Source organism: Lysobacter sp. Root667 (genome assembly GCF_001427715.1).
In the GTDB taxonomy this organism is placed as follows: domain Bacteria; phylum Pseudomonadota; class Gammaproteobacteria; order Xanthomonadales; family Xanthomonadaceae; genus Lysobacter.
In genome coordinates, this window is sequence record NZ_LMHF01000009.1 from 107,471 (window position 1) to 120,695 (window position 13,225).

The following is a 13,225-nucleotide window of genomic DNA, read 5'->3' on the forward strand; positions in this document are numbered from 1 at the left end:
GTCCGTGCCACCATCGAGCCCGAGCTTAAGTGTTTCCACCAGCCGGCCGATCACAGAGAAGGGTGCCCATGAAGATCGCCATACACCTGATGGTCCCGGCGCTGCTGCTGGCCGGTTCGCCGGCGCCGGCCAGCGAGGCGGCCGACCCCGGCCTGGGCTGGATGGCCGGCCACTGGTGCAGCGAGGCCGGCGGCGAGCGCATCGACGAAACCTGGCTGCCGGCCGCGCAAGGCCGTCTCTACGGCGTGTCGCGCACGGTCCGCGCCGGCAAGGTCACCAGCTTCGAGTTCCTGCGTATCGAACCGGTGGACGGCGTGGCGACGTACCTGGCCCAGCCTGGCGGCCGCCCGGCGACCGCGTTCGCACGCAGCGACGGCGGCGCCAACCGGGTCCGCTTCGAGAATCCCGCGCACGATTTCCCGCAAAGCATCGAATACCGACGCGTCGGCGAGCGCCTGCACGCCGAGATCGCCGGGCCGGGGCGCGACGGCAAGCCGCTGCGTATCCCGTTCGAGTACCGGCGCTGCGGGGAGTGAGTGCGGGTCGGGCGCCAGGTTCGTGGGTCCTGGGTCCTGGGCTTGTGATTGGGCTTGGGATTGGCTTGGGGTAGGAGCGGCGTAAGCCGCGACCGTATCGCGGCCGGAGTCGCGCGGTCGCGGCTTACGCCGCTCCTACCCCAAAGCCGGCGAGCGCTCAGTTCGCGACCGGCAGCTCGGCTTCGGCCCGTATCTCCAGCTCGTCCAGCCGATCCAGCAGCCGGAACAGCAGCTCGCGCTCGGCCGCGTCCATATCCCCGAGCAGCTTGCGCTCGAAGGCCAGCGCCAGCGGCGCGACCTCGTCGTAGATCTTGTAGCCGTCCGGCGACAGCTGCAGCACCGAGCGCCGGCGGTCGTCGTCGTGGGTTTCGCGGGCCAGGCGGCCGGCCTCGGTCAGGCGGGCCACGGCGCGGCTGACCGCGACCTTGTCCATGGCCGTGCGCTGGGCGACTTCGTTCGCCGACAGCCCCGGATAGCGGCCCAGCACGGCCATCACCCGCCACTCGGTCACGCTCAGGGCGAAGCGTTCCGAGTAGACCCGGGCGATCGCGCTGCTGACCCGGTTGGACAGCACCGAAAGTCGGTAGGGCAGGAAATGCTCGAGGTCGAGTTCGGCATGGCGGGGGCGGGGCTTGTTCATGCTGCGCTGTACCTTGCTTGCATATGGTTTCATGTGAAACTATAAACGCTCTTCGCACCAGGCCGGCCCTCGCGGATCCGGCCGCTACCTGAGAACAATGCCATGAATGCGCAGCCCAACCTCGGCATGCAGGTCACCACGTTCGAAAATCCCCTGGGCATCGACGGCTTCGAGTTCGTCGAGTTCGCCGCCCCGGCCGGCCAGGGCGAGATGCTGCACGACTATTTCCGCAAGCTCGGCTTCAGCGCCGTGCTGCACCACAAGAACCGTCCGATCACGGTCTACCGCCAGGGCGGGGTGAACTTCCTAGTCAACGAGGACCCGGACAGCTTCGCCGCCGACTTCGCCAAGGCCCACGGCCCCTGCGCCTGCGGCTTCGCGATCCGCTTCAAGCAGCCCGGCGCGAGCGTGCTGGAGGCCGTGCTCGGCAACGGCGGCGAAGCGATCGTCGACAAGGCCGACACCCGCGCGGTCGACGCGCCGGTGGTCAAGGGCATCGGCGACTGCATGCTGTACCTGGTCGACCGCTACGGCGACAAGGGCAGCATGTACGAGGACTACCTGCCGGTGCAGGGCGCGCCGCAGAACCCGGCCGGGTTCGGCCTGACCTTCATCGACCACCTCACCCACAACCTCTACTTCGGCAACATGCAGAAGTGGTCGGACTACTACGAGCGTCTGTTCAACTTCCGCGAGATTCGCTACTTCGACATCAAGGGCGCCAAGACCGGCCTGGTGTCCAAGGCGATGACCGCGCCGGACGGCGTGGTGCGCATTCCGCTCAACGAGTCCAGCGATCCCAAGTCGCAGATCAACGAATACCTCGACGCCTACCACGGCGAAGGCATCCAGCACATCGCCTGCTTCACCGACAACATCTACGAGACGGTCGAAGCGATGCGCGCGCAGGGCGTCGCGTTCCTGGACACGCCGGACACCTACTTCGACGTGATCGACCAGCGAGTGCCCAACCACGGCGAAGACGTGCCGCGCCTGGCCAGGAACAAGATCCTGATCGACGCCGACCCGGAAACCCACCAGCGCAAGCTGCTGCAGATCTTCACCCAGAACGCGATCGGCCCGATCTTCTTCGAGATCATCCAGCGCAAGGGCAACGAAGGTTTCGGCGAAGGCAATTTCCAGGCCCTGTTCGAGAGCATCGAGCGCGACCAGATGCGCCGCGGCGTGCTGTAATAGGCGAGCGCCGCGAAGGAATCGCCATGCTGAAGGAACTCGTCGATCTGCTGACGTCCCGCGAGCTCGAGCCGGAGGAGCTGGAATCGACCGTCGCCGCCATCGATGACGCGGCGGACGATCCGGACCTGGACTGGCTGTACGAGCCCACGTCCGAAGAATTGATGCAGACCGCGATCATATTCAAGCTCAACGATTTCACCGCGGTCGGCGACAAGATCGACGAAGTGCATGAGCGGATCAGCGATTTCTTCGCCGATCCGCTGCCGGACTATCCCTTGCACGAAGGTGGTCGCTATTTCCTGCCGGACGAGTATTTCGTCTGGCTGGATCAGCAGTTGATCCAGCGTGCCAAAGACAACGGCGGCTACGAGCTGCTGCTGCTCGGTCAGCATTACAGCGAAGAGCTGCACGCGATTGCGGTGCTGCGCGCGGACACGGCGCGGATATTGGAGCTCGCGACCGAGTTGGCGCTGATCATCGAGCGGGCGACCCAGCGTAATCTGGCCTGATCGCCCGAAGATTTCAGCCGCGCACCCAATAGCCCAGCGAGCCCGTATGAACACCGCCGCCAACGACAGCGACAACGTGATTTCGATGCCCGAGCGCGATGCGCAACGGGTGGCCGCGCGCGGCTACATGAGCGGCTTCGGCAACGAGTTCGCGACCGAGGTCTACACCGGCGTGCTGCCGCAGGGCCAGAACTCGCCGCAGCAGGTCGCCTACGGCCTCTACGCCGAACAGCTGTCGGGCACCGCTTTCACCGCCCCGCGCGGCGAGAACCGGCGCAGCTGGCTGTACCGGATCCGCCCCTCGGCCATGCACGGCACGTTCGCTGCGTATCCGCAGGCGCAGTTGCACAACGATTTCGAACACGGCCCGGTCTCGCCCGACCAGCTGCGTTGGGACCCGCTGCCGATGCCGGACACGCCGGTCGACTTCGTCGACGGCCTCTACACCATGGCCGGCAACGGCTCGCCGCTGTCCCAGCACGGCGTCGGCGTGCATGTGTACGCGGCCAATCGCTCGATGGACGGACGCTTCTTCTACGACGCCGACGGCGAACTGCTGATCGTGCCGCAGCACGGCCGCCTGATCCTGGCGACCGAGCTGGGCGTGCTCGAAGTCGAGCCGCAGGAAATCGCGGTGATCCCGCGCGGCGTGCGCTTCCGGGTCGAGCCGCCCGACGGCGTCGCCCGCGGCTACGTCTGCGAGAACTTCGGCGCCTTGATGCGTTTGCCCGACCTGGGCCCGATCGGCGCCAACGGCCTGGCCAATCCGCGCGACTTCCTGACTCCGAACGCTGCCTACGAAGATGTCGACGGCGAGTTCGAGCTGATCGCCAAGTTCCAGGGCCAGCTGTGGCGTGCCGACCTCGGGCACTCGCCGCTGGACGTGGTCGGATGGCACGGAAATTACGCGCCGTACAAGTACGACCTGCGCCGCTTCAACACCCTCGGTTCGATCAGCTTCGACCATCCGGACCCGTCGATCTTCACCGTGCTGACTTCGCCCAGCGACACGCCCGGCACGGCCAACCTGGATTTCGTGATCTTCCCGCCGCGTTGGCTGGTCGCGCAGCACACCTTCCGGCCGCCGTGGTTCCACCGCAACGTCGCCAGCGAGTTCATGGGCCTGATCCACGGCGCTTACGACGCCAAGGCCGAAGGCTTCGTGCCCGGCGGCGCCTCGCTGCACAACTGCATGAGCGGGCACGGTCCGGATGCGGCCACGTTCGACAAGGCCAGCCGCGCCGACCTGAGTAAGCCCGACGTGATCGGCGGCACTATGGCTTTCATGTTCGAGACCCGCGCGGTGATCCGCCCGACCGCGCAGGCTGTCGAGGCGCCGCACCGTCAGCGCGAGTACCAGGCCTGCTGGGCCGGCCTGCGTCGGAATTTCGAGCCGCCGCATACGGCCTGATCCGCCGCGCGGCGCTTCGCGCGCCGTTCACATGCGGCCGCTAGGCTGCGCGCGTCTTTCATGCGCTGCATTGCAGCGGGGGCCGTGTTCGATGAAGCGTCGTTCGATCCTGCCGTGGCCGTGCGCGAGCGCACTGGTGTTGAGCCTGGCCCTGTCCGCCTGCGGCGATCGTGCTGCCGGCGAAGCCACGACATCAGCCGCGGCGCCGTCTGCGGCGAACGATCAGCCGGCCGAAGATGTGCCGCCGGCCACCGCGCCCACGCCGCTGACGCCGGCCGCCGACGCGCTGGCGCGCATGGACGGCTACGGCGACCTGCGTCTGGGCATGGGCGCCGAGGAGGCGCGGAAGAAGCTCGGACCCGACGCGACCGGCAAGGCCGATGAGGCCGGCGGCTGCTACTACCTGCAGCCGGGCTCGAAGGCTCAAACGCCCGCCTTCATGATCGAAGGCGAGAAGCTGGTCCGCTACGAAAACCACAGCGATGCCGGCCTGAACGCGCCCGGCGGCGGCAAGATCGGCATGAGCGCGGACGAGATCCGCGCCCTCTATCCGGGGCGGATCGAACAGCAGCCGCACAAGTACGTCGACGACGGCCAGTACTGGCGGATCAAGGACGTTGCCGGCGGGGCCGGCGTGCTGCTGTTCGAGGTCGTCGGCGGCAAGATCACCGCCTGGCGCGTCGGTTTGGCGCCGCAGGTCGACTACGTCGAAGGCTGCTCCTGATTCCAGCAGGGACCGGCAAGGTGCGCTGATGGTGCCGAGGCGAGTGCGCCGGGGCATAGCGACGGTGCGGTTGGCTGCGCTCACCGCAGCCTGCGGGTCGCTGCCGGCGGGCAGAGCGGCCGGCCATGGACGCGGCGCCCCGCACTCGGCATAGAATCGGGGCTTAACCGCAAGGGGAATGACGCCATGCTCGAAGCCATCGGCTTGTTCGTGCTGGGATTGGTGCTGCTGGCGCTGGGCGGCGATTCCATCGTCAAGGGCGCGTCCGGGCTGGCGCAGCGTTTCGGCGCGTCGCCGTTCATGGCCGGGCTGGCGCTGGTCGCGTTCGGCACCTCGCTGCCGGAGCTGGCGGTCAATCTGCAGGCGGTCGTGCGCGGCGAGCAGGGCCTGGCCCTGGGCAACGCGGTCGGCAGCAATATCGTCAACTTCGGTCTGACCCTGGGCCTGGCCGCCTTCGCCGCGCCGCTGCTGGTGCGCTGGCGTTCGCTGGCGCCGCTGCTGTTGGTGCTGATTCTGGGCACGGCGGCGGTGATCGTGCTCGGCCTGGACGGCGTGCTCAGCCGCGCCGAGGGCACCGGCCTGGTGGTTGCCTTCGTCGCCGTGGTCGCCTACGCGATGGCGCGCACCCGGCATGAGGCGCCGGAGTTGCAGGACGCGATCGCCGCGTTCGCGCGCACCCGCACCGACCTCGGCCTCAATCTGCTGCGCTTCGTCATCGCCGCGGTGCTGCTGTACTTCGGCTCCAAGTTCGTGGTCGGCGCGGCGCCGCGGCTGGGCGCCTCGCTGGGCCTCACCCCGCTGCTCACCGGCCTGCTGCCGGTCGCGATCGGCACCGCGCTGCCCGAGGCCGCCGCGGCCATCGCCGCCGCGCGCCGCGGCCAGGGCGACATCGTGGTCGGCCACGTGATCGGCTCCAGCCTGTTCAATCTGCTGATCGTGGTCGGCGGCATGGCGGCCTGGAACGCGGTGGCGCTGCCGGCGTCGTTCGTGCGCTTCGAGCTGCCGGCGGCGATCGCGTTCGCGCTGATGCTGTATCCGATGCTGCGCGGCGATCTGCGCGTGAGCAAGGGCGAGGGCGCGATCCTGCTGATCGCACTGCTGGCCTGGGTCGGCTTCGAACTGGCGATGCTGCACCGTTGATGCCAACCGGCTGGATACGGGTCGATATACTGCGGGCATGAATACACCCGTCACTCCTTCGCCAGCGCGCCCGGTATCGACCCGCGCCCTGCGCGCCCTGAGCGAATTCTTCCGCCTGGAGGCCGCGGGCGGTTTGGTCCTGATCGCCGCCGCCGCGCTGGCCCTGATCGCCGCCAACTCGCCGCTGCAGGAGGCCTACGAATCGTTCCGGCAATTGCCGGTGCAGGTGCGGATCGGCGCGCTCGACATCGCCAAGCCGGCGCTGTTGTGGATCAACGACGGGCTGATGGCGATCTTCTTCCTGCTGGTGGCGCTGGAGATCAAGCGCGAGATGCTCAGCGGCCAGCTCGCCGGCCGTGCCCAGCTGATCCTGCCGCTGGCCTGCGCGAGCGCGGGCGTGGCGGTGCCGGCGCTGTTGTTCTACGCCATGAACCGAGGCGACGCCGACGCCATGCGCGGCTGGGCGGTGCCGACCGCGACCGACATCGCCTTCGCTCTGGGCGTGCTGGCCTTGCTGGGTTCGCGCGTGCCGGCGGCGATGAAACTGCTGCTGTCGACGATCGCGGTGATCGACGACCTGATCGCGATCCTGATCATCGCGCTGTTCTACTCGCACGGCCTGTCGATGACCGCGCTGATCTGGGCCGGCGTGGCCCTGGCCGGGATGTGGCTGTTGAACCGGCGCGGAGTGACCGCGCTGGCGCCCTACCTGTTGCTGGGCGTGGTGCTGTGGGTGTGCGTGCTCAAGTCCGGCGTGCACGCGACCCTGGCCGGCGTCGCCACCGGCCTGATGATTCCGCACATCGACAAGACCAATCAGATCGACGATGCGCACGAGCATTCGCCGCTGGAAACCCTGGAACACGCGCTGCATCCCTGGGTCGCGTACGCGATCCTGCCGGTGTTCGCGTTCGCCAATGCCGGCCTGGTACTGGGCGGCTTGAGTCTGGGCGACGCCATGGCCGCGTTGCCGCTGGGCATCATGCTGGGCCTGGTGATCGGCAAGCCGATCGGCATCGTCGGCATCGCCCTGCTGCTGCGCGCGCTGGGGTGGGTCAAGCTGCCCGCCGGCATGGACCGGCGGGCGATGGTCGGCTTGGGCCTGATGTGCGGCATCGGTTTCACCATGAGCCTGTTCATCGCCTCGCTGGCCTACCAGAACCCGCTGCATTACGAGGAAGCGGTGCTGGGCGTGCTGGCTGCATCGGTGATCTCGGCCGTGATCGGCTATCTGTGGTTGCGTGTGGTGCTGCCGTCGCAGGCGCAGCGGAGCTGAGGCATGCGCCATGCCTTGGTGTTCGGGGCCAGCGGCCAGATCGGCCTGCCACTGTTGGGCGCGCTGCGCCGCGACGGCTGGCGGGTCAGCGCGGTATCGCGCCAGGACCATCACGACGAGCCGGGCCTGCACTGGCTGCGCGGCGATTTCTCCCGGTTGGACGAGCTGCCGCGCCGGGTCGATGCGATCTTCAGTTGCGGTCCGCTCGACGGCTTCGCGCGCTGGTACGCGGCTACGCGCATCGAAACGCCGCGCGTGGTGGCGTTCGGCTCGACCAGCGTCGAGACCAAGCGCGGTTCGGCCGATCCCGACGAACGCGACGTCGCTGCGCGACTGCGCGAGGGCGAAGCGAGCTTGTTCGCCGAAGCCAACGAACGCGCCGCGGCCGCGACCATGCTGCGTCCGACCCTGATCTACGGCGCGGGCCGCGACGCCACCCTGACCCGGATCGCCGCGATCGCGCAGCGCTGGGGCTGCTTCCCCTTGCCGCGCAACGCCACCGGGCTGCGTCAGCCGGTGCACGTGGACGATCTCGCCGCAGCCGCGTTCGCCTGCGTGTCGGCGCCGGCCAGCCACGGCCGCGGCTACGCCTTGCCGGGCGGCGAAACTTTGAGCTATCGCGAAATGATCGCGCGCGTGCTGGCCGTGCTGGAGCCGCCGCCGCGGCTGATCGAGCTGCCGTCGCCGGTGTTCAACCTGGCGCTGTTGGCCGCCCAGGCCAGCGGCCATGCCACCGGCCTGGGCGAAGCAGCGGTGCGGCGCATGCGCAGCGATCTCGTGTTCGACCTGGCGCCCGCGCAGCGCGACTTCGGTTACGCGCCGCGCCGCTTCGTGCCCGAGCGCGCGATGTTCGACCCGCGCTGAAGCGCCGCGCTCAGAGTTCGAAATCGCCGGGTTTGGTCTGCACGTTGGGCTTGTACGTCAGAATCGCCACGAACACGCGGCTGCCGTCGCTCATGTCGAAGCCGCAGCCGCTGAGCTGGTCGTTGCTGTAATAGGCGGTGGCGCGGGCCACATCGGTGCCGAAGCTGCGCGGGTCCAGGCGCGCAGCGCGCAGCGGCGACTGCTTGGCTTCCGGCAGATCGCTCAGGTCGGCGTAGCGCTTGAGTTCGCCGACGGTGCCCAGGGCGATCAGCGACAGCGAATCGGCGACGTCCGCGGTCGGGGCCTTGCCGGTCGCGCCGGTGGCCTTGTCGCGCCAACGCGCGATCCCGGCCTGGGCGACGAACGTGAGTTCGTCCTTGCGGCCCGGGCGCAGAGTCAGACGGAAGCGGTCCGGACGTTCGAACAGCAATTCGGCGCTGTCCAAGACGGGCGCGGGATAGCTGGTCTTGCCTTTCTCCGGCGCGGCGTAGCGGGTGAGCAGGATCGTGGCCTGGCCGCTGTAGGAGCTCTTGTCGAGCGACTGCAGCAGGGCGCTGGGCGAAGTGGCGGCGTGCAGGCCGATCGGCAACAGACAGGCGAGGCCGACGCTGGCGGCGAGGCGCAGGTGCAGTTTCATGGCGATGGGTCCGGGGCAGGAGAGGGATGCGGGGGCGGGCGGCCGGATCAGCGGCAGGCCAGCCGCACGCGCGTGCGCAGGGCCGCCGGCGGTATCGCGCCGTCGAGGGCGCTGCAGTGCGCGGCCGGGTCCGGAATCAGGGAGCGCACGTTGACCACGCGCGCGCTGTCGATGCCGGCAGGAACTCCGCCCGCGCCCGGCGCCAGGCATTGGCCGGGCGTGAGGGTCGCGCTGAAGCTGCCGGACGTGCTCGACATTTCCACCGACACCGGCACGCCGTTGATGTTGCACAGCTCGACCAGGCGCACGCTCGGCGAAAGCTGCGGCGGGCCCGGGATCTCGGCAGGCGCATTGACCGGCGTGGAGCCCGCGCACATGCCGTCGTGCAGCAGTTCGTGGTCCGAGCCGGTGTAGCGGGTCATGGTGTGGGTGTGGTCGCGCAGGTTGGTGCGCTGGACGAAGATGCGCGTGCTGCCGTCGAAGCGCGCAGTCGGAATGGTCACCGCGTCGCGGTCGATGTCGAAGGTCACCGCGACGCTGTCGCCGGTGGGCGAGAAGGTGAAGCTGTCGGCGAAGGCGCGCACCGTGCGCGGCGGAAAGACCTCGGGCGCGCTGGTGATGTTCATGGTCGGGAAATGCATCGCGCAGTCGACGTCCGCGGGGCAGGTCTCCTCGCGCAGCAGATCGTAGGAGGCGGTGGCGGTATCGCCCGGGCAGTACTGCATCGGCGTCACCTGGCCCATGCCGTTCAGCGCGCTGCGCTCGAGGCGGCAGCCGCCGATCAGCGCAGCGGACAGGAGCAGCAGCGACAGGGCCGCGGTGGAAGTCCGTATCGTCATGGCAGGGCGTCCTTGTCGGTGGGCGTGGAGGTGCGGCTGACAAGGACGATCAACGGCACAACGGCGCGCGAACGGACACGGCCGCGCCGCCGCCGTGCGCGGATACCCGCATTCAGGGCGTTTCGGAAGCCGGAATCGGGCGCGACTTGGCCAGCGCGCGCAAGGCGATGATCAGCACGCCCCCCAGGACCATCGCGCCGCCCAGCAACAGGCGCGGACCCGGCCGGTCGCCCCAGAACGCGACGCCCAGGCCGATCGCGAACACCGGCACCAGCAGCAGCCACGGCGTGACCTGCGCGACCGGATGGCGCTGCACCAGCACGTAGTACAGGCCGTGGCCGAGCAGCGAGGACACGAACGCGGCGTAGACCACGCCGAACCAGCCGACCCAGCTGACCGAACCCAGTGCGGCGATCCCGCCGGGTTCGAGCGTCGCGCTGATCGCCAGCAGCGGCAGCACGCTGAACAGCGCGGTCCAACCTTGCTGGCTGTAGGCGTCGAGCCCGCGCAGGCCTTTCATCAGCACCGTGCCTGCGGCGAGGAATGCGGCCGAGATCAGCATCAGCACCAGCGACATCGGCTTGTCCAGCACCAGCGGATCGAAGCCCAGCACCAGCACGCCGGCGAAACTCACCGCGATCGCGACGCCGGTGCGCCAGGCGAAGCGCTCGCCCAGGATCAGCCAGGCCAGCAGCGCGGTCATCGGCACATAGCTCTGCATCACGATGGCCGGCGAGGACAGGTCGCCGGCGAGCTTGAGCGCGGTAAAGCTCAGGCCGAAATGCAGCACGCCGATGCACAGGCAGACCGCGATCAGGCGCGGCCATTGCCCGGGCGCGGGCCGCTTGACGAAGAACATCAGCGGCAGCGCCAGGGCCGCGAAGCGCAGGCCGGTGAACAGGAACGGCGGAATCTCGCGCAGCGCGAAGGCCGAGGTCAGGAAGTTGCCGGCCCAGGCCAGGACGATCAGCAGGAGCAGGACGATGTCGCGGACGGGCAGCATCGGCCCAGTGTCGCCGATCCTGCGCCGGCTGCGGTCCGCAATCGTGGAACGAGGATTTCCGTTAGCCGGTGACGGGCGGGTCGGAACAGGTTGCCGAGCGAAAGCCGCAACTCGCGCCCCTGCCGTCCGGCCGCGCACGCCGCATCACGGTGCACGAGCTGCGCGTGGACGGCGGCGCCGCGCTGGACGCCTGAGACGCGCTCGCCTCAGTACGACCAGCCGAGCTTGCGGTAGAGCTTGGCCAGCACCCAGGCCGGACCGATCAGCAGGTAGCGCAGGTCGGTGAAGAAGCTCGGGCGCTTGCCTTCGAACAGCTTGCTGTGGCCGACGAACTGGCCGATCCAGGCGATCACGAACACGCCGATGCCCAGGTAGAGCAACTGCGTCGGCCCCAGGCGCAGGTACAGCCATTGGGTCAGCCAGCCGGACAGCACGAACAGCACCAGCATGCCCAGGCCGAGCCGGCGCGAGGCGCGGTAATAGAACATCCAGGCCGCGAACATCGCCAGGCCGGCCCAGAAGCCGGCGCGGAACCAGGTGCCCGGCGAGGGGATGCACCACAGCAGGGCGATCACGCTCCAGGCGATCGCCGGCACGCAGATCACATGGATCAGCTGATTGGCGTGGTTCTGGTGATCGCCGGAATAGTTGGCGAAATAGCGGTCGATCGGACGTTGCGTCGGGTGTTGCGAAGACTCGGCGACAGTGCTCATGACGGGCTCCCGGCTGGTCAGGCGTGCGCGCGGCGGCGGACGGGGCGGTTCAATGCGCCCCAGTACGGGAGAATAGCTGGATTACCGTCACCCCGGCCACGATCAGGGCGATTCCGATCATTCCGGCCAGATCCAGCGGCTGTTTCAGCACCAGCCAGCCGATCAGGGCGATCAGGACCACGCCGACCCCGGACCAGATCGCATAGGCCACGCCCACCGGGACGGTCTTGAGCACAAGCGACAGGAAGTAGAACGCGATCGCATAGCCGGTCGCGACGATCAGCGAAGGGCCGAGCCGGGTGAAGCCCTCGGAGGCCTTGAGCGCGCTGGTCGCCACCACTTCGGCCAGGATCGCGACGGCGAGGTAGAGCAGACCCTTGGGCATGACGATGGCTCCGGTGGCGGTGGCAGCGTTGCGCCGGGTGCATGGGCGGGTAGGGGCGTGCGATGCCGCGAAACGGGCGCGGGCGATGCGGTTCGCCTGCGGCTCACCGCATCCTACGGGGGCAGTCGTAGGGTGCGGTGATAACCGCACCGGCGTCGGGTTCGATGCGGTTCGGCTCACCGCATCCCGCGGACGTTGCTGTGTGCGTTGACAACCGCATCGCCGCATCTGCGTTCGAGGCGATGCGGTTCGCCCAGGGCTCGCCGCATCCTGCGCCGCATCGCGGCCAGCGTCGCCCGGCCGACCTCAGTCGACCGAAATCCCCGCCAGCTTCTGCAGCGCCTCGGCGTACTTGGCGCGGGTGCGTTCGATCACGTCGCCGGGCAGCGGCGGGCCCGGCGGGGTCTTGTCCCAGCCCAGCGCTTCCAGATAGTCGCGCACGTACTGCTTGTCGTAGCTGGGCGGGCTGGTGCCGACCTGGTACTCGTCGGCGGGCCAATAGCGCGAGGAGTCGGGCGTGAGCATCTCGTCCATCACGTACAGGCGGCCGTCGGCGTCGGTGCCGAACTCGAATTTGGTGTCGGCCAGCAGGATGCCGCGCTGCGCCGCATAGTCGGCGGCGTAGCGGTACAGGCGCAGGGTGGCGTCGCGCACGGCCTCGGCCAGTTCGGCGCCGACGGTGCGCACCGCGGTGTCGAAATCGATGTTCTCGTCGTGGTCGCCGACCGCGGCCTTGGTCGAGGGCGTGAAGATCGGCTCGGCGAGTTTTTCCGCCTGGCGCAGGCCGTCGGGCAGGGCGATGCCGCTGATCCGGCCGGTGCGCTGGTAGTCCTTCCAGCCGCTGCCGATCACGTAACCGCGCGCGATGCACTCGATCGCCACCGGTTTCAGGCGTTTGGTCACCACCGCGCGCTTGGCGTACGGCGCCGGGTCGGTGCCCTCGGGCAGGACCGCGGCGACGTCGATGCCGGTGAGGTGGTTGGCGACGATGTGGGAGGTCTTGCCGAACCAGAAGTTGCTGATCTGGCACAGCATCTCGCCCTTGCCCGGAATCGGGTCGGGCAGGACCACATCGAAGGCGCTGAGGCGGTCGGTGGCGACGATCAGCAGATAGTCGCCGGCCGGCGTGCCCGGCGGCAGGCGCTCGAGCGGCAGGTCGAATACGTCGCGGACTTTGCCGCGGTGACGCAACGGCAGGCCGGGCAGGTTGGATTCGGAAAGGGCGGATCGCAGAGTGTTCGACAACGTGTAGTCCCCATGGCGGCGGGCGGAATCCCCGTCGCCGTGCCGCGCGCGCGGTCGCGACGGGGCCGGGCAGTGTACGCCGGCCGGGCGTCGTGTGCAGGTAGAC

Annotated in this window: 16 protein-coding genes; 9 read left to right on the forward strand and 7 right to left on the reverse strand. The window is 68.9% G+C overall.

The window, feature by feature from the left end; genetic code table 11:
* Nucleotides 1-68 precede the first annotated feature (68 nt).
* The gene (locus ASD78_RS04195) at nt 69-536 is read left to right on the forward strand and encodes a DUF6265 family protein (protein WP_056098604.1); all 468 of its coding nucleotides are present in this window, start codon (nt 69-71) and stop codon (nt 534-536) included.
* Between the two features lie 157 nt (nt 537-693).
* Here ASD78_RS04195 and ASD78_RS04200 read toward each other — a convergent pair whose 3' ends face one another.
* The gene (locus tag ASD78_RS04200; protein ID WP_055908987.1) at nt 694-1,176 is read right to left on the reverse strand and encodes a MarR family transcriptional regulator; all 483 of its coding nucleotides are present in this window, start codon (nt 1,174-1,176) and stop codon (nt 694-696) included.
* 102 nt (nt 1,177-1,278) lie between these two features.
* On the opposite strand from ASD78_RS04200, the gene hppD reads away from it, so the two are divergent.
* From hppD to ASD78_RS04235, 7 genes are all read left to right on the forward strand, one after another.
* Nucleotides 1,279-2,370 carry a 4-hydroxyphenylpyruvate dioxygenase gene (hppD, locus tag ASD78_RS04205; protein ID WP_056098606.1) on the forward strand — a complete coding sequence of 364 codons (1,092 nt, stop codon included), beginning with the start codon at nt 1,279-1,281 and terminating at the stop codon, nt 2,368-2,370.
* A gap of 26 nt (nt 2,371-2,396) precedes the next feature.
* Complete coding sequence (locus tag ASD78_RS04210) at nt 2,397-2,882, forward strand: hypothetical protein (RefSeq protein WP_056098608.1); 486 nt, start codon at nt 2,397-2,399, stop codon at nt 2,880-2,882.
* A gap of 85 nt (nt 2,883-2,967) precedes the next feature.
* Nucleotides 2,968-4,293: a homogentisate 1,2-dioxygenase gene (gene hmgA / locus ASD78_RS04215; RefSeq protein ID WP_056099800.1), complete on the forward strand. Its 1,326-nt coding sequence runs from the start codon at nt 2,968-2,970 to the stop codon at nt 4,291-4,293.
* Between the two features lie 91 nt (nt 4,294-4,384).
* Nucleotides 4,385-5,017: a lectin gene (locus ASD78_RS04220; protein WP_235566440.1), complete on the forward strand. Its 633-nt coding sequence runs from the start codon at nt 4,385-4,387 to the stop codon at nt 5,015-5,017.
* Nucleotides 5,018-5,203: 186 nt separating this feature from the next.
* Nucleotides 5,204-6,157 carry a sodium:calcium antiporter gene (locus ASD78_RS04225; RefSeq protein ID WP_055908977.1) on the forward strand — a complete coding sequence of 318 codons (954 nt, stop codon included), beginning with the start codon at nt 5,204-5,206 and terminating at the stop codon, nt 6,155-6,157.
* Between the two features lie 37 nt (nt 6,158-6,194).
* Nucleotides 6,195-7,433 carry a Na+/H+ antiporter NhaA gene (nhaA, locus tag ASD78_RS04230; protein WP_056098610.1) on the forward strand — a complete coding sequence of 413 codons (1,239 nt, stop codon included), beginning with the start codon at nt 6,195-6,197 and terminating at the stop codon, nt 7,431-7,433.
* A gap of 3 nt (nt 7,434-7,436) precedes the next feature.
* The gene (locus tag ASD78_RS04235; RefSeq protein WP_056098613.1) at nt 7,437-8,297 is read left to right on the forward strand and encodes a nucleoside-diphosphate sugar epimerase; all 861 of its coding nucleotides are present in this window, start codon (nt 7,437-7,439) and stop codon (nt 8,295-8,297) included.
* A gap of 10 nt (nt 8,298-8,307) precedes the next feature.
* Here the strand turns inward: ASD78_RS04235 and ASD78_RS04240 are convergent, their stop codons facing one another.
* From ASD78_RS04240 to ASD78_RS04250, 3 genes are all read right to left on the reverse strand, one after another.
* Entirely contained in the window at nt 8,308-8,934 is a 627-nt protein-coding gene (locus tag ASD78_RS04240; RefSeq protein WP_055908965.1) for a hypothetical protein, read from the reverse strand.
* Between the two features lie 47 nt (nt 8,935-8,981).
* Nucleotides 8,982-9,773 (reverse strand): hypothetical protein, encoded by a 792-nt coding sequence (locus ASD78_RS04245; RefSeq protein ID WP_055908962.1) that lies wholly within the window; start codon nt 9,771-9,773, stop codon nt 8,982-8,984.
* Between the two features lie 112 nt (nt 9,774-9,885).
* Entirely contained in the window at nt 9,886-10,776 is an 891-nt protein-coding gene (locus ASD78_RS04250) for an EamA family transporter (protein ID WP_055908960.1), read from the reverse strand.
* Between the two features lie 68 nt (nt 10,777-10,844).
* On the opposite strand from ASD78_RS04250, the gene ASD78_RS21660 reads away from it, so the two are divergent.
* Entirely contained in the window at nt 10,845-10,970 is a 126-nt protein-coding gene (locus ASD78_RS21660) for a hypothetical protein (protein WP_255355374.1), read from the forward strand.
* Nucleotides 10,971-10,982: 12 nt separating this feature from the next.
* Here ASD78_RS21660 and ASD78_RS04255 read toward each other — a convergent pair whose 3' ends face one another.
* From ASD78_RS04255 to ASD78_RS04265, 3 genes are all read right to left on the reverse strand, one after another.
* Complete coding sequence (locus tag ASD78_RS04255) at nt 10,983-11,489, reverse strand: Mpo1-like protein (protein ID WP_055908958.1); 507 nt, start codon at nt 11,487-11,489, stop codon at nt 10,983-10,985.
* A gap of 49 nt (nt 11,490-11,538) precedes the next feature.
* On the reverse strand, nt 11,539-11,874 hold the full coding sequence (locus ASD78_RS04260) for a multidrug efflux SMR transporter (RefSeq protein ID WP_056098615.1): 336 nt from the start codon (nt 11,872-11,874) through the stop codon (nt 11,539-11,541).
* Between the two features lie 306 nt (nt 11,875-12,180).
* Nucleotides 12,181-13,107 carry a phosphoribosylaminoimidazolesuccinocarboxamide synthase gene (locus ASD78_RS04265; protein WP_056099805.1) on the reverse strand — a complete coding sequence of 309 codons (927 nt, stop codon included), beginning with the start codon at nt 13,105-13,107 and terminating at the stop codon, nt 12,181-12,183.
* Between the last annotated feature and the right edge of the window lie 118 nt (nt 13,108-13,225).